The 14,732-nt window shown below is 55.1% G+C and carries 15 protein-coding genes and 1 pseudogene; 6 read left to right on the top strand and 10 right to left on the bottom strand.

Annotated features, from left to right (window positions below; translation table 11 throughout):
- Positions 1-375, top strand: coding sequence for a divalent-cation tolerance protein CutA (gene cutA, locus AC2I9W_RS05935; RefSeq protein WP_486409090.1), 375 nt, complete (start codon positions 1-3; stop codon positions 373-375).
- Between the two features lie 103 nt (positions 376-478).
- On the opposite strand, the gene ftsY is transcribed toward cutA, so the two are convergent.
- Entirely contained in the window at positions 479-1,645 is a 1,167-nt protein-coding gene (gene ftsY / locus AC2I9W_RS05930) for a signal recognition particle-docking protein FtsY (RefSeq protein ID WP_486409089.1), read from the bottom strand.
- A gap of 64 nt (positions 1,646-1,709) precedes the next feature.
- On the opposite strand from ftsY, the gene AC2I9W_RS05925 reads away from it, so the two are divergent.
- The 4 genes from AC2I9W_RS05925 to coaD all read left to right on the top strand — a co-directional run bounded on the left by AC2I9W_RS05925 (position 1,710) and on the right by coaD (position 5,866).
- Entirely contained in the window at positions 1,710-3,140 is a 1,431-nt protein-coding gene (locus tag AC2I9W_RS05925; RefSeq protein ID WP_486409300.1) for a M16 family metallopeptidase, read from the top strand.
- Between the two features lie 17 nt (positions 3,141-3,157).
- The gene (locus AC2I9W_RS05920) at positions 3,158-4,510 is read left to right on the top strand and encodes a M16 family metallopeptidase (protein ID WP_486409088.1); all 1,353 of its coding nucleotides are present in this window, start codon (positions 3,158-3,160) and stop codon (positions 4,508-4,510) included.
- On the top strand, positions 4,507-5,211 hold the full coding sequence (rsmD, locus tag AC2I9W_RS05915; protein ID WP_486409087.1) for a 16S rRNA (guanine(966)-N(2))-methyltransferase RsmD: 705 nt from the start codon (positions 4,507-4,509) through the stop codon (positions 5,209-5,211). The genes AC2I9W_RS05920 and rsmD overlap by 4 nt, the downstream gene beginning before the upstream one ends.
- Before the next feature lie 160 nt (positions 5,212-5,371).
- Positions 5,372-5,866 (top strand): pantetheine-phosphate adenylyltransferase, encoded by a 495-nt coding sequence (gene coaD / locus AC2I9W_RS05910; protein ID WP_486409086.1) that lies wholly within the window; start codon positions 5,372-5,374, stop codon positions 5,864-5,866.
- A gap of 4 nt (positions 5,867-5,870) precedes the next feature.
- On the opposite strand, the gene AC2I9W_RS05905 is transcribed toward coaD, so the two are convergent.
- The 6 genes and pseudogenes from AC2I9W_RS05905 to AC2I9W_RS05880 form a co-directional block, all read right to left on the bottom strand.
- Positions 5,871-6,938: a zinc-binding metallopeptidase family protein gene (locus AC2I9W_RS05905; protein ID WP_486409085.1), complete on the bottom strand. Its 1,068-nt coding sequence runs from the start codon at positions 6,936-6,938 to the stop codon at positions 5,871-5,873.
- 127 nt (positions 6,939-7,065) lie between these two features.
- Positions 7,066-7,386, bottom strand: coding sequence for a BON domain-containing protein (locus AC2I9W_RS05900; protein WP_158393255.1), 321 nt, complete (start codon positions 7,384-7,386; stop codon positions 7,066-7,068).
- A 58-nt stretch (positions 7,387-7,444) separates the two neighbouring features.
- Entirely contained in the window at positions 7,445-7,966 is a 522-nt protein-coding gene (locus AC2I9W_RS05895; RefSeq protein ID WP_486409084.1) for a hypothetical protein, read from the bottom strand.
- 166 nt (positions 7,967-8,132) lie between these two features.
- Positions 8,133-8,294 carry a DUF1328 domain-containing protein gene (locus tag AC2I9W_RS05890; protein ID WP_158393253.1) on the bottom strand — a complete coding sequence of 54 codons (162 nt, stop codon included), beginning with the start codon at positions 8,292-8,294 and terminating at the stop codon, positions 8,133-8,135.
- A gap of 198 nt (positions 8,295-8,492) precedes the next feature.
- Positions 8,493-9,573: pseudogene (locus AC2I9W_RS05885) on the bottom strand (IS3 family transposase).
- A gap of 78 nt (positions 9,574-9,651) precedes the next feature.
- On the bottom strand, positions 9,652-11,001 hold the full coding sequence (locus AC2I9W_RS05880; RefSeq protein ID WP_486409083.1) for a sensor histidine kinase: 1,350 nt from the start codon (positions 10,999-11,001) through the stop codon (positions 9,652-9,654).
- A gap of 133 nt (positions 11,002-11,134) precedes the next feature.
- Between AC2I9W_RS05880 and AC2I9W_RS05875 the strand changes: the two genes are divergently transcribed.
- Positions 11,135-11,767, top strand: a complete 633-nt coding sequence (locus tag AC2I9W_RS05875) for a response regulator (RefSeq protein ID WP_158393249.1) — start codon at positions 11,135-11,137, stop codon at positions 11,765-11,767.
- A gap of 53 nt (positions 11,768-11,820) precedes the next feature.
- Here the strand turns inward: AC2I9W_RS05875 and AC2I9W_RS05870 are convergent, their stop codons facing one another.
- The 3 genes from AC2I9W_RS05870 to AC2I9W_RS05860 all read right to left on the bottom strand — a co-directional run bounded on the left by AC2I9W_RS05870 (position 11,821) and on the right by AC2I9W_RS05860 (position 14,671).
- Positions 11,821-12,201 carry a response regulator gene (locus AC2I9W_RS05870; RefSeq protein ID WP_486409082.1) on the bottom strand — a complete coding sequence of 127 codons (381 nt, stop codon included), beginning with the start codon at positions 12,199-12,201 and terminating at the stop codon, positions 11,821-11,823.
- Between the two features lie 122 nt (positions 12,202-12,323).
- Entirely contained in the window at positions 12,324-13,079 is a 756-nt protein-coding gene (locus tag AC2I9W_RS05865) for a HesA/MoeB/ThiF family protein (protein WP_486409081.1), read from the bottom strand.
- Positions 13,080-13,156: 77 nt separating this feature from the next.
- Entirely contained in the window at positions 13,157-14,671 is a 1,515-nt protein-coding gene (locus tag AC2I9W_RS05860; protein WP_486409080.1) for a S41 family peptidase, read from the bottom strand.
- Between the last annotated feature and the right edge of the window lie 61 nt (positions 14,672-14,732).

The following is a 14,732-nucleotide window of genomic DNA, read 5'->3' as shown; positions in this document are numbered from 1 at the left end:
ATGAACACCACATTGACCCAGACTGCACCCTCCCAGTCCTCTTCATCTCAGGATCTGCCTTGGAGCACGCTGTGCGTGGTGACCACGACCGTGGGGCATTCGGCGGAAGCAGAAGACATGGCACGGGCACTGGTGGCCGCGAAGGTTGCGGCCTGTGTGCAGACCGAGCGCGTCACCTCGTATTACGAGTGGGATGGGGTACTGCAGACCAGTGCCGAGTGGCGGCTGGTTTGCAAGACATTGCCTGAGGTGCTGCCGCGATTGACGCAACTCATTCGTGAGCAGCACAGCTATGAGGTTCCGCAGATCACCATGCGCACCGAACGTTGCCTGGGTGATTACGCCCAATGGCTCAAGCAGCAAGTGCAAGCCTGAAAGCGCGGGCTTAAATAAAAAAGGAGCGCCTTGCGCGCCCTTCAGTGCTCAATCTATCTGAAAACTCGATAGATAAAGCGCTGGCAGCTATGGTTCTTGTGCTTCAGGACAGCAGGGCCTGGGCGAATTCGCGGGCGCTAAAGGTTTCCAGATCTTCGATCTTCTCGCCCACGCCGATGAAGTAGACGGGCACGGGGCGCTCCTGCGCAATCGCAGCCAGAACACCGCCCTTGGCCGTGCCGTCGAGCTTGGTCACGATCAGGCCCGTGAGCTGCAGCGCATCGTCAAAAGCGCGCACCTGGGTCAGGGCGTTCTGACCGGTATTGCCATCGATGACCAGCAGCACTTCGTGCGGCGCCGTGCCATCGGCCTTGCTCACCACGCGCTTGATCTTTTTCAGCTCTTCCATCAGGTGCAGCTGCGTGGGCAGGCGACCTGCGGTATCGACCAGCACTACATCTTTCTTGCGTGCCTTGCCGGCAGAGACCGCATCGAAGCTCACGGCTGCGGGGTCGCCGCCATCCTGGCTGATGATTTCCACGGTGTTGCGATTAGCCCAGACGCCGAGCTGCTCGCGCGCCGCAGCGCGGAAGGTGTCGGCAGCAGCCAGCAGCACGGATTGCTCGCTGTCGGCCAGATGTTTGGTCAGCTTGCCGATGGAGGTGGTTTTGCCAGCGCCGTTGACGCCAGCCACCATGATGACGGTGGGCTGGTGCTCGCCAATGGACAGGGGCTTTTCCAGGGGCCTCAGCAAGTCGGTCAGCGCATCGGCCAGCAGCGCCTTGACGGCGGCGGGATCGGTGGTCTTGGTTTCCTTGACGCGGCGCTTCAAGTCGTCGAGCAGATGCTGGGTGGCCTTGACGCCGGTGTCTGCCATCAGCAGCGCATCTTCCAGCTCTTCATAGAGCGTGTCGTCAATCTGCGTGCCGGTAAAGACGGTGGCAATGCTGGAGCCGGTCTTGCGCAGACCGGCTTTGAGGCGTTCCATCCAGCTTTGACGGGAATTCTGGTCTTCTGGCTTTGCGGTAGGCTCGGGGGCTGCTACAAAATCCTGAGTGGTTGGCCGCTCTTCGCTGGGCTTGGCTGCAGAGCCGCCACCGAAGGTCTTGCTCCACCAGGAGCTGTTGCCATTTTCGGCAGACGCCGCAGGCGTATGCTGTGCAGCAGGCGTGGTCTGCTCGGCAGGAGCGGGCACCGCAGCGGCTTGGTCTGCGGGCGTGGTGTCCACCACATCGGTGGGACTGGGCTTTTTCTTGAAAAAACTGAACATTGGCTGGTTTTTAGAATCGCATCATTCTATGAAACATGTACGTGCACTCCCTGTACTGGGCTTAATGGCCTGTTTGAGCGCTGGGGCAGCCTTGGCTGCACCGGGCGCATCGTCGCAACCTGTGTCTGCCGCAGCCGTGCAAGCTGCACCTGCCGTGCAGCAGTTCACACTGAAGAACGGCATGCAGTTGATTGTGCAACCAGACCGGCGTGCCCCTACGGCCGTGCATATGGTCTGGGTACGTGTGGGCTCCATGGACGAGGTCGATGGCACTACAGGCATAGCCCATGCGCTGGAGCACATGATGTTCAAGGGCTCCAAGACCGTCAAGCCGGGCGATTTCTCGCGCCGCGTGGCGGCACTGGGAGGTCAGGAAAATGCGTTTACCTGGCGTGATTACACGGGCTACTACCAGCAGATTCCGTCCAGCCGGCTGGAAGATGTGATGAAGCTGGAGTCTGACCGCTTTGCCAGCAATCAGTGGCCGGACTCCGAATTCAAGAAAGAAATCGAGGTCATCAAGGAAGAGCGCCGCATGCGCACCGAGGATCAGCCGCGCGCCATGTTGATGGAGCAACTGATGGCGGCGACCTTCATGGCTTCGCCCTATCGCCGCCCCGTGGTGGGATGGATGAGCGATCTGGACTCCATGACGCCTGACGATGTGCGCGACTTTCACAAGCGCTGGTATGTGCCGGCCAATGCAGCCGTGGTGGTGGTGGGTGATGTGAATGTGTCTCAGGTGCGTGCCTGGGCCGAGAAGTACTACGGCAGCATCCCTGCACGGGCTGTGCCCGAGCGCAAGCCGCAGATCGAGCCCAAGCAGATCGGCGTGCGTCGCATTGAGGTCAAACAGCCCGCAGAGCAGGCCTTTATCGCCATGGCCTATCGCGTACCTACCTTGAACAAGGTGGAGAAGCTGCAGGCCGACGACAAGGATGCGCTGGCGCTGCTGGTGCTGACTGCCGTGCTCGATGGCTATGACGGCGCTCGTCTGGAGCGCGCTCTGGTGCAGGGCGAAGGCCAGGCCAATGGCCGCGTGGCAGACAGCGCAGGCAGCTCAGCCTCCATCATGGGCCGTGGCCCTAGCCTGTTCATGCTGACGGGCGTTCCCGCCAAGGGCAAGACTGCTGCTGATGTGGAGGCCGCCCTGCGTGCCCAGATTCAGAAGATCGCCCAAGAAGGCGTGCAGGCCGACGAGCTGGAGCGCGTGAAGACACAGTGGATGGCATCGAACGTCTATGAGCGCGATTCCGTTATGGGTCAGGCCCAGAACCTGGGCAATTACTGGATTCAGGGCATGCCGTTGGACGCAGAAGACAAGCTGCTGGCCGAGCTGAAAAAAGTCACTTCGGACGACGTCAAGGCCGTAGCCGCCAAGTACTTTGGTGACGACCAGCTCACGGTGGGCACGCTGGTGCCCCAGCCTTTGCCTGCGGGCAGCAAGGCTCGCCCCATGTCTGGCAAGGCCGATACAGGTGGCACTGTTCACTGAGCGCAGCGGAGAAAACAATGCAAACTATGAAAAAGATAGCTGCTAGCGCTTTTGTAGCAAGCGCTGGGTTGGGATTTTTAACGCAATCTGCTTGGGCCTTGTTGCCTATTGAACACTGGACTCAGCCCAGCGGCGCTCAGGTCTGGCTAGTGCAAAGCCCTGGCATCCCCATGGTGGATGTGCAGATTGACTTTGACGCGGGCAGCCGCCGCGATCCTGAAGACAAAGTGGGGCTAGCCGCAGCCGCAGCCATGATGGCTTCCAAAGGCATCAAGGCCGCGGGCGATGCGCCTGCGTTGGATGAAAATGCTCTGGGTCAGGCATGGGCCGACCTGGGTGCCAGCTTTGGTGCCAATGTGGGCCGCGACAGCTTTACCTATGGTCTGCGTTCACTGACCCAGCCTGATCTGCTGCAAAAAGCCGTGGCTTTAGCTGCGCGTCAGGTGGCGACCCCGAGCTGGCCCGAGGCCGTTTGGCAGCGTGATCGTGAACGCTGGAGTGCAGCCCTCAAGGAGGCCGACACCCGTCCTGGTACCGTGGCATCCAAGGCCTTTCGCAAGGCTGTCTTTGGCAACTCTCCCTATGGTTACCAGACCACGGTCGACAGTCTCGCCAAGATCGATATCTCTGCCATGCAGGACTTTCACCGCAAGCTGATTGCAGCCTGCCGCGCCAAGGTTAGCGTGGTGGGTGCTGTGAGCCGCCAGCAGGCCGATGCCATGGTCAAGCAGCTGCTGGGTCCGCTGCAGGCGACCAATGGCAATGACTGCGCGCCGTTGCCCGAAGTGGCCAAGGTGCAGGATTTGACAGAAGCCAAGGTCGAGAACATTCCGTTCGAGTCCGCCCAGGCCCAGGTCATCCTTGGCCAGCCCGGTATTGCGCGTAACAGCCCCGATTTTCTGGCCGTGATGCTGGGCAATCACATTCTGGGCGGCGGCGGTTTTACCTCGCGCCTGATGGAGGAGGTGCGTGAAAAGCGTGGCTTGACCTATGGCGTCTCTAGCGACTTTTCGCCGGGTCTGGACCGTGGGGCTTTTGTGATCGGTCTGCAGACCCGACCCGACCAAGCGGCAGAGGCTTTGAAGGTCTCTCAGGAAGTGCTGCGAAAATTCATAGCAGAAGGCCCGACCGAGAAAGAACTCATGGCGGCCAAGGACAACCTGATTGGTGGCTTTGCGCTGCGAATCGACAGCAACCGCAAGCTGCTGGGCAATGTGGCCAACATCGCCTGGAACGGCTTGCCACTTGACTATCTGGAGCACTGGACCGAACGCGTTCAGGCTCTGACCACCAAGGACGTAAAGGATGCCATGCAGCGCATGGTGCAACCCGAGCGCATGGTGACTGTGACTTTGGGAGCGAAACAATGAGCCGCAGTGCTATCAAGCTGCACACCCCGGCGGGCCGCAAGGCACTGGACAAAATGATTCAGGAGGGCGAGCGCAAGGCGCAGGAGCTGGCTGCGATCCGTCCCGGTCGTCCTGGCGTCAAGGCCGGGCCTTCAGTCAAGCCTGCTGCCACCGGTGCAGGTGAAATCCGCATCATTGGCGGTCAGTGGCGCCGCACGCGTCTGGCCGTGGCGCAAAAGCCTGGTCTGCGCCCCACGCCTGATCGTGTGCGCGAGACCTTGTTTAACTGGCTGGGTCAGGACCTGACCAACTGGAAAGTGCTGGACGCCTTTGCCGGTACCGGAGCGCTGGGCATTGAGGCAGCATCGCGTGGTGCCACCAGCGTCATCATGAACGAGCAGGATGCGGCCTTGGTGCAGCAACTGCAGCAACTGCAGCAAAAGCTGGACGCCAAGATGCTCAAGGTGCAGCGCGGCGATGCGCTGAGCTGCCTGAAGACCGTGACTGCACAGGATCTGGTGCTGCTGGATCCGCCGTTTGATCTGGTGGAGCTGTTCGAGCCCGCTTTGAAGGCCGCCATCAATGCGGTGGCGGACGGCGGCTATATCTATTTGGAAGCCCCAGAAGCCTGGAGCGAAGAGCGCTTGGCTGAGATGGGGTTGGAGCTGCATCGTTACCTGAAGGCGGGATCTGTCCACGCCCATCTGCTGCGAAAAAACTAAGCTGAATGCTATTGATATAAGAGCTGCTGGCGCTTTTCCATAAAGCGTTAGCAGCTCTTTTTTATCTAAATTTCATCTTGATAGAGGGCAAATGCATAATGCCTTGTCATGCTGCGCTGCAGCAGCGTTCAGTACAAGACCCGCAGGAGAGAGATAAGCCATGAGTCAGGATCTGATTGCCGTTTACCCCGGAACCTTTGACCCCATCACCTTGGGTCATGAAGACGTTGTGCGCAGGGCTGCGCAGCTTTTTGGCAAGGTGATCGTGGCAGTGGCGGCAGGGCATCACAAGAAGACGCTGTTCACGCTGGATGAGCGCATTGCCATGGTGCGCGAGGCTTGCTCTAAATACCCGCAGGTGCAGGTGGAGAGCTTTGACGGCTTGCTGGCGCACTTTGTGCTGGCTCGCGGCGCCAAAGCCATGGTGCGTGGTCTGCGTGCGGTGACGGACTTTGACTATGAGTTTCAGCTGGCAGGCATGAACCGTACCCTGATGCCGGATGTGGAAACTGTTTTTCTCACACCCAGTGATCGTTATCAGTTCATCAGCTCTACCTTTGTGCGTGAGATTGCATCGCTGGATGGTGAAGTGGACAAGTTCGTCTCCGAGGGCGTGCATACCAAGCTAATGGCCAAGGTCGGTCGCACGGCTTAGGCATTCAACGGCGTGGGCTTGGCAGTCCGGTGCGGTGACTTTGAATGACTTCGTGCACAAAGCGCAGCTTGTCCCAGGCAGGGGCCGAGATGGCGAAGGGATAGGCATCTCCGTGACCAAGGCTGCGATTCAGGCTGTTGTGTAGCAGCGTGAGCGGTATCCATTGGGACTGCATGATCGCAAAGTCAGTTGGCGCAGGCCCGAGCGGGTTCTGAATGACCTGTTGGCCTGCGCTGGGAGTATCTGGAACCGTGATGCAGGTTCCGTAGCTGGCAGCTGTCTCAAGCAAGTCCACCATATGCAGGTAATGTGCCCAGGTCTCTGCCCAGTCCTCCCAAGGATGGGATGCCGCATAGGCGCTGATGAAGTGGTTTTGCCAGCTGCTATCCAGCGGGTCTTTGCCATAGTGCTGCTGTAGAGCCAGAGCATAGTCTTGATGCTCATAGCCAAACAGAGCTCTAAAGCGCTCCAGGTTTGAGCTGCCCGCTATTAATTGGTCCCAGTAAAAGTGTCCCGATTCATGGCGCAAGTGTCCAATCAGCGTGCGATAGGGCTCCTGCAGTGCCAGACGACGTCTGGCGCGCTCATCATCATCCGCCTCGACGACATTGAGTGTGATCATGCCGCTGGCATGACCGGTCATCACAGGACTTTGCCCTGGTAGATCGGCAAGCAGGGCAAAACGGGGTTCGGCGATGCGATGCTCGCAGGGGTCTAGCAAGCCGAGTTTGGCCAAGGTATAGAACAGGCATCGCTTGGCAACTTCTATCTTGGCCCAGCGCAGCTCATTGATGGGATCCGTGTTGTCGGGCAGCCATTCAGTCTGGCGGCATGAAACGCATAGGTGCTGAGGGTCGGAAGCCTCAATCGCAAAATTACACAGGCTGATATTGTGACGATGGGCGCAAGGGCGGTAGCGTGCATTGGGGCTGACCATGGTGGTATCAGCGGCAGGTAAAATGCCAACACGCAGTTGGTCTGGCAAGAATGCCTGAGAAGCACCGCAATGCACACATTGCAGGCTTTCAAAGTAGATCAGGTGACCACAGGCCTCGCAGTTGAAAACTTGCATGCAAATACTTTAAGGGCGATGGCTTGCAAAACCACAAAAAAAGAAAAAGTCGGCTTGAAGCCGACTCTTGAGTGAGGGGAGAACAGGCTAGAGACATGGCCTGCCAACCCGGTGTGTTGTCAGAAGGTCAGGGCTTGACCACGATGCTGTTGCGCACTTCCCGTACATGCTTGGTGGTGCGAGCAATTTCCGCAGCACGTGCCTTTTCTGCTTCCGATTTGGCAAAACCTGAAAGCTGAACGACACCATTCATTGTTTCCACACTGATGGCGGTTGCAGAGACGCTCTTGTCTTCAGCCATTTTGGCCTTCACTGCCGTAGTAATTCCGGCATCGTCCACATAGGAGCCCACAGTTTGCTGATCACGAGCCACAGAGCAGGCTGTGGTACCAAGCACTGCGGTTGCTGCGACGAGGCTAAAAGCCAAAGCACGAGTCAAATTTTTCATCTGCTTTTCTCCTTTGGGTTGGAAATTTTTGCGTAAGGGTTTGCTATAAAAATAGGGGCTATTTTTTACGTGAGCGCCCCAGGAAAAAGGCCGTCGCAAGAGCGGCACCAGTGGCAGCCGCAATCATTATGGAGCGGCCCGGTTGCTCGACGACATACTTATTGGTTGCATCGGCTGCAGTATTGATTTGTCGGCGAGCCTTGTGAGAGCTTTCAGCCCAGAAGTTGATACTGCGTTCAGCCAGGTCCTGTGCACGGTGGGCCAGACTGTCTATCAGTGGACTCTCTTCTTCATCAGCATTGCGCATGTGACGCCCGGATGAGTCGATGGCTTCAGACGCAGTGCGACGTGCACGACGTGCAGTATCTTGAATCGTGTCAGTGATCTCGTCAGCAGCCTCTTGGCCATCTTGCAGCATTTTTTTGGCGGCTTGCTTGCCTGTATCCACTGCATCCTCTGCTACATCTGCTGCTTTGTTGGCAGCTTTCTTTGCTGCCTCCTTGGCATCAACTGCGATTTCTTTCGCTGCATCCTTGAGGTCTTCTACCGTGTCTTTGGCATCTTTTGCAACTTGGCTCATGGTTGGGAACTCCCGAAGTCTGGAAATTTTTGTGCTGGCAAGTCATAAAGCGTGCCATATCTTGGATATCTAAGCCTCTGAGGATCAGAAGCTGGCTCCAATGATGGCGAATCCTTAAATTTTGTGCAATGTATGACTACAAAGTTCTACATATTGACGGCAATCGCTACTTCTTGACTATGCCTACGAGGAAGGTAATGACTGCCATGACCAGAAAAACAAAAAACAGGATTTTGGCAATACCTACGGCGCTTGCTGCGATGCCGCCAAAACCAAAGACCGCAGCAATCAATGCGATGACTAGGAAGACGATGGCGTAGTGCAACATAATTTTCTCCATTGAAATACATGTCTCTTGATGGATTCAAAAGACCATGCTTCCACTGTAGAGAGTTGCTTGGTGGCCGTTTGCCGGTGAGATTCAGTCAGAAGAGTCGGAACACCAATGGGCCCAAGCGTAGGTCAATTTCGATAGCCTGAACAATATTGGTAATCCCCCCATAAACCACCGCTCTGAGAAGTAGAGCTATGCGGCCATGGCCAGCCGCTGTTTAGGGGTGATCCCGCCCAATGCCATGTTTGGGCGTTCATGGTTGTAGCGCCACATCCATTGCGTGGCGAACTCCCGAACCTCATCGAGGTCGTTCCAATAATACTGTGACAGCCATTCGTAGCGCACCGTTCTGTTGAAGCGCTCCACATAGGCATTCTGTTGGGGCTTGCCAGGCTGGATGTGCTCGATGCGGATTCCTTGGCTGCTGGCCCAGTGCAGCAACGTGGCGCTGATGTACTCCGGCCCGTTGTCACAACGTATCACTCGTGGCTTTCCACGCCAGGCGATGACCTGCGTCAGAGTCCGAATCACACGATGCGATGGCAATGAGAAGTCCACCTCAATGCCCAAAGCTTCACGGTTGAAGTCATCGATCACGTTAAGCAGCCGTATGCTGCGACCGTCTTCCAGTTGGTCATGCATGAAGTCCATCGACCAGACTTCGTTACAGGTCTCGGGCACCGTCAGTGGCTCAGGCTTCTCACGTACCAGACGCTTGCGTGGCTTGATGCGCAAATTCAGCTCCAACTCCCGGTAGATACGGTAGACGCGTTTGTGGTTCCAGGCAAAGCCACGCACATTGCGCAGATGAAGAAAGCACAGGCCAAAGCCCCAGTTGCGGTTGTTGTCGGCCAGGCGCAGCAGCCACTGGCCGATTTCGTCGTCCTCCATACTGCGCTGAGCCACATAGCGATAGCAGGCTTGGCTGATCTGGAATGCCTGGCAGGCAGACCGGATCGACACGCCGTGCTGCTGCATTGCGCCATCTCACGTCGGCGAGATGGCTTCACCACTTTTTTGCGAGAGCCTCCGAGACGATCTCCGCCTTGATCTTCTGCTCGACGTACATCTTGCGCAGTCGCCGGTTCTCCTCTTCGAGCTCCTTCATGCGAGCCATGAGCGAAGCGTCCATGCCGCCAAACTTGGCTCGCCACTTGTAGAACGTTGCCGAGCTGACACCCAGTTCACGACAGAGCTCGGGGACTGTCAGGCCCGCCTCTGCTCGCTTGAGTGCGTCGATGATCTGGCTGTCGGTGAAACGTGATTTCTTCATGGTAGAGATTCTCCTGTGAGAGTCTCTACTTCTCAGTGCGCTGGAATTGCGGGGGGATTACCTATTCACTTCTCATTTTTAGCTATTGATGCTGGAGAGAGGAATGACGGCAGAGATGGTAGTGCCCTTGCCAGGCTGCGAGGCTACTGTCAGCCTGCCTCCAACAGCCTCGACTCGGTGTCTCATGCCGGCCAGACCGTGTGAATTGGGGCGCATGCTAGCTGGCTCAAAGCCTTGACCATCATCTTGAATTTGCACTGCTACATACGTGGGGTAGTTGTGCACAGTGACGATCACATGGTTGGCTTTGGCGTATTTTCCGATATTGGTTAATGACTCTTGAACTATTCGGTAGACAGTCAATTGTGTGGAGTCCGGTAAGTCAACAGGCTCTAAACTGCATTCCACTTCAATGCTGCTGCGATCTCCGAACTCGCGAGTCAGAATCTCCAGAGCGGTGGTCAGCCCTAGGTTTGACAAAGAAGATGGGCGTAGGTTTTCAATGATGCGGCGCTTGAGAGCGATGCCGCTGTTGAGCGTTTCGATGAGATGGGTCACGCGCTCAGCGATTTCTGGTGCGGATATATCAATCTTGGACTTGAGACGAGCAACATCCAGCTTTGCGGCTGTGAGAAGAGAGCCAAGCTCATCATGCAGCTCTCGTGCTAGATGAGCTCGCTCGTCTTCTCGAACTTGTTGCAGATGGGTGGCAAGCTCAGTCAAGGTGGCAGTGCGTTCGCGTACGACTTCCTCCAGACGATTGCGTTCTTCGCGCTGAATCTCTTGCTCTCGAAGGTGAGCGTGTTGAAGCGCACTCGCCTGACGCAGATACATGAAGAACCCAAGAATTCCAAGGGCTGTGACGGTTGCAATGCCGAGGCGCGATAAGCCCAGTGTCTGATCGATATCGGAAAGGTTGGATTTGACGCGTTGGTCGATGCTGCGCATCAAAGACTGGGTATGAGTGCGTATGGCCTCCATGTTCTCTACACCCACATCCGTAAACATGACGAAGCGCCAAGCCTCAGTGTTTCCCTGCTGGTATAGGCGCAGGCTTAACTCCATCTCACTGGTTTTTCGCTCAATTTGTCTGGCAAGTGGCGTGAATATGGCCAGGTCTTTGGGGTCCATGATGAAGACCTTGCGCAATTCGTCCATGCTTCCGCCGATGGCTGTTATTGCGGAGGTATAAGGGGATAAATATCTATCCTCGCCTGTCAGCAGATAGCCGCGAAGACCTGTCTCCGCATCAAGCATTTGCTGCATCAGTGCATTGAGCTTGGCCCTTGTTGATTGATTCTGTGTAAGAGTTTCCAGTGCTTGTAATGAGCGCTTATAGCCAGCTTCATTAATGCTTACCATTAAGACTGCCGCAATGACTGCGATCGTCAGGCTGACTGCAATTTTGCGGATATTTGTCCAGCGCATCTACATCCTCTCACCTACAAGGCAAATCCCTGATATTCTGCATAATCCTAGCGTCAATGACTGACATCATAGTGCGGGTTTTAAGAATGTTATGCGCTTTGAGAGGAGCGCAACTTCCTGAAAAGAGGTGTTCATGATCAAAGTAGGCATAGTGGATGACCATGCAATTGTTCGATCAGGACTACGCCAATTCCTGTCGGAGCATGTGGATCTGAGAGTGGTCGGAGAGGCGGGTAATGGGCGAGAAGCCATTGACCTGGTTCGAGAGCAAGAAATTGACGTGCTGCTGATGGACTTGTCCATGCCTGGGCAAAGTGGCATCGATGCTTTAGCCATGCTCAGAGCCAAAGCGCCAGATATGGGGATTTTGATACTTAGTGGATACCCTGAGGAGCACTATGCAATCAATCTGATTCGACAAGGCGCTAGTGGATACTTGAATAAGGAGTGTGACCCTCAGGATATTGCAGAGGCAATTCGAACGGTGGCTTTAGGACGGCGCTATTTGACGCCTACTGTTGCAGATCTTCTGGCTCAACAGCTCAATCGCAAAGATGATGTCCCTGCACATGAGCAATTGTCTGAACGCGAGTTTCAAGTTTTCCTGAAGCTTGCCAGAGGAGAGACCGCAGGTGATATTGCGAAATCTCTTTCCTTGAGTGTAAAGACTGTGAGTACCTACCGAACAAGGCTTATGGAGAAAATGGGGCTCTCTTCAAATAGTGATTTGACTTACTATGCCTTGAAGAATCGCCTGATTGATTAATCAAAAATGCTAAATAAAAAAGGCTTGAATGTTCAAGCCTTTTTTATTTGGTTTCAAGCTTTACAATCGCTGAGATTGATGCAGAAGTCTATTAGGGTGTCAATTTCATTGGATTTGTCAAATACTGAGTTCGCATTGAGCTCAAGGCAGCGTTCTCTAACATCAGCTGTTGCATAGTTGCTCAGTACTACCAGTGTCTTGCTAGGGTCTCTATGTTGGAGCGAGGCCACGATACCCAGACCACTTCCTTCTCGCAAAAACAGGTCAACAATGACCAAGTCCCAAGCGTTTGAATGTTGACTCAACCATTGAATAGCATCAGTTTCAGTCTCTGCAGCCCCTACTGCTTCAATGTTGGCAAGCTCCGCCAGCGTCGCAATCAAATTTTCGCGAATCGTAGGGTTGTCTTCAACGAAAAAAGTACGTAATTTCACGGCAGTAGTTGCTTGATGAAGAAGTGACTTAGAGATTTCTGATTCTTCAAAATCTCATAAAGGTAAACTTATTACGCTCAAAGAGAAGCGCTATTGTATGGTTCTTTTTTATAAATAATTCCTTATGAGCAACAGGTTTCACAGGTTTCACAGGTTTTAACCCTAGCTAGTTTCATCCTACTCCACTCCATGGAGCGAGCGTCCAGCATTTGAAGTTGTCCGACAGAGGAATGGCCAAACCCGGCAATGATTTTCAATGCTTCTGCAGCCTGCATAGTTCCGATCAGGCCGACCACGGGGGCAAAGACACCCATGGTCGAACACTGCACTTCCTCAAATTCCGCATTGGGTGGGAAAACGCATGCATAACATGGACTGTCTGGGTTGCGAGGATCAATGACCATCAACTGACCATCAAAGCGGATGGCTGCACCTTCAATCAGGGGAACTTTGTGGCGTACGCAAGCTGTATTGATGAGGTGTCGGGTTTTGTAGTTGTCGGTGCAATCGAGGACAACACTCGCTTGAGGAAGCAGATCATCTAGCAAGGCTGGAGTTGCAAGCTGCTGGACGCAATGAATCTCGATTCCTGGGTTGATGGCTAGCACGGCAGCACGAATAGACTCTACTTTCGGCATGTCTATACGTTCCGTTGTGTGTGCTATTTGGCGCTGCAAATTGGTCAGGTCGACGGTGTCATTGTCGACAATGGTGATACGACCCACACCGGCAGAGCCAAGGTAAAGCGCGGCAGGGGAGCCGAGGCCGCCTGCTCCAATGATCACTACATGAGAAGCCAGGATGCGCTCCTGACCATCGATGCCGATTTCATCGAGCATGATGTGGCGAGAGTAGCGCAGCAGTTGGTCGTCATTCATCGGTTTGCTTCCATGATTCCAAGAGAAAAGCCGGGCAAGCCCGGCTGATCCTATTGAGTGGGCTGCCAGCCCGGGGACTAATTTTTATTGTTATCCGATTCGATTTTTTCAGGAGCCTTCTTGGACTCGGATGACTTCTTGTCGGCAGAGGTTTCATCGCCAGGCTTTTCTTCGGCTTTGCGCTCCGTCAGAGTTTTGCTGACTTTGACGGGCTGTCCCTTGAGCTTGTTCAATGCTTGTTGCAGTTGGAAATCTTTTTCCGAGCCGAACTCAGGCAAGCGGCGCTCTGCTACAGGCTTCTTGGCCTCTTCTTCCAGACGCTTTCGCGCTTCTTCGCGAGCCTTCTCAAGCGCTTCGTTCTTGACTTCGGCTTCTTGCCCGCTGGACAGGTGCTTTTCCAAGTCTGCTTCTCGCATGCCCAGAGCGGCATACAGATTGCCTTCTGCAGTTTCATCAACCATCAGATCAGGGACAATGCCCTTGGCTTGAATGGATTTTCCGCTGGGTGTGTAGTAGCGTGCTGTCGTCAGCTTGAGTGCGGTCTCGGGACCCAGTGGACGAACGGTTTGTACCGAACCCTTGCCAAAAGACTGGCTGCCCATGATGGTGGCACGCTTGTGATCTTGCAGTGCACCGGCCACGATTTCGCTGGCAGAGGCCGAGCCTTCGTTGACCAAAACCACCAGCGGCAGCTTTTTCAAGGCAGCAGGCAGGCGTTGCAAAGGATCGCCAAAGCCTCGTGGGGCATAGAACTCGGGCGAGGCTTTATAGACAGCCTTGCTTTCAGCCAACTGGCCATTGGTGGAGACCACGGGGACATCGGGCGGCAAAAAGGCTGCAGAGATGGCCACCGCAGCATCAAGCAAGCCGCCTGGATCATTGCGCAGATCCAGTACCAAGCCCTTCAGGTTGGGGTCCTGCTTGTAGATCTCTTCGACCTTGCGGACAAAGTCATCGACAGTGCGTTCCTGGAACTGGCTCAGACGAATCCATGCGTAGCCAGGTTCGACCATCTTGCCCTTGACAGACTGAGTCTTGATTTCCTCGCGGATGATGGTGACGGGGAAGCTGCGACTCTCGTCCTTGCGCAGGATGTTCAGGCGTACTTTGGTGTTGGGTTCACCACGCATACGCTTGACGGCATCATTGAGTGACAGGCCTTTGACTGCCGTGTCGTCGATCTTGGTGATCAGATCGCCAGTCTTGAGCCCAGCACGAAATGCCGGAGAGCCTTCGATGGGAGAGACGATCTTGATCAACCCATCTTCCATGGTGATCTCGATGCCTACACCCACGAATTTGCCGGAAGTGCCTTCCTTGAATTCTTTGTAAGTCTTCTTGTCGAAGTACTGCGAGTGGGGGTCCAAGCTGGAAACCATGCCGGAGATGGCATCGGTGATCAGCTTCTTGTCGCTGACCTGCTCAACATAGTCGGTCTTGATCAGGCCGAAAACGGCTGAAAGCTGCTGGATTTCCTCCAGTGGCAGAGGCGTGACACCCCCACGGGCCAGCGTCTGCAGGGATACGGTAGTCAATGCACCAGCGACCACGCCTACAGAGATCCAGCCTGCAATTTTGATTTTTTGACCCATAGCACCCCTTAAACCATTCGCAATATACACCTTGGACGACAGAAGACTTATGAGGTTCCAT

This window comes from Comamonas sp. FUJ_7, assembly GCF_057369555.1.
This window is presented reverse-complemented; position numbering and strand designations above follow the sequence as displayed.

Coding starts and splice junctions, on each gene's coding strand:
- AC2I9W_RS05905 (WP_486409085.1), bottom strand. CDS start 6,938: ATGCAAGTTTTCAACTGCGAGGCCTGTGGTCACCTGATCTACTTTGAA.
- cutA (WP_486409090.1), top strand. CDS start 1: ATGAACACCACATTGACCCAGACTGCACCCTCCCAGTCCTCTTCATCT.
- AC2I9W_RS05875 (WP_158393249.1), top strand. CDS start 11,135: ATGATCAAAGTAGGCATAGTGGATGACCATGCAATTGTTCGATCAGGA.
- ftsY (WP_486409089.1), bottom strand. CDS start 1,645: ATGTTCAGTTTTTTCAAGAAAAAGCCCAGTCCCACCGATGTGGTGGAC.
- AC2I9W_RS05880 (WP_486409083.1), bottom strand. CDS start 11,001: ATGCGCTGGACAAATATCCGCAAAATTGCAGTCAGCCTGACGATCGCA.
- AC2I9W_RS05895 (WP_486409084.1), bottom strand. CDS start 7,966: ATGAGCCAAGTTGCAAAAGATGCCAAAGACACGGTAGAAGACCTCAAG.
- AC2I9W_RS05900 (WP_158393255.1), bottom strand. CDS start 7,386: ATGAAAAATTTGACTCGTGCTTTGGCTTTTAGCCTCGTCGCAGCAACC.
- AC2I9W_RS05860 (WP_486409080.1), bottom strand. CDS start 14,671: ATGGGTCAAAAAATCAAAATTGCAGGCTGGATCTCTGTAGGCGTGGTC.
- rsmD (WP_486409087.1), top strand. CDS start 4,507: ATGAGCCGCAGTGCTATCAAGCTGCACACCCCGGCGGGCCGCAAGGCA.
- coaD (WP_486409086.1), top strand. CDS start 5,372: ATGAGTCAGGATCTGATTGCCGTTTACCCCGGAACCTTTGACCCCATC.
- AC2I9W_RS05890 (WP_158393253.1), bottom strand. CDS start 8,294: ATGTTGCACTACGCCATCGTCTTCCTAGTCATCGCATTGATTGCTGCG.
- AC2I9W_RS05925 (WP_486409300.1), top strand. CDS start 1,710: ATGGCCTGTTTGAGCGCTGGGGCAGCCTTGGCTGCACCGGGCGCATCG.
- AC2I9W_RS05920 (WP_486409088.1), top strand. CDS start 3,158: ATGCAAACTATGAAAAAGATAGCTGCTAGCGCTTTTGTAGCAAGCGCT.
- AC2I9W_RS05865 (WP_486409081.1), bottom strand. CDS start 13,079: ATGAATGACGACCAACTGCTGCGCTACTCTCGCCACATCATGCTCGAT.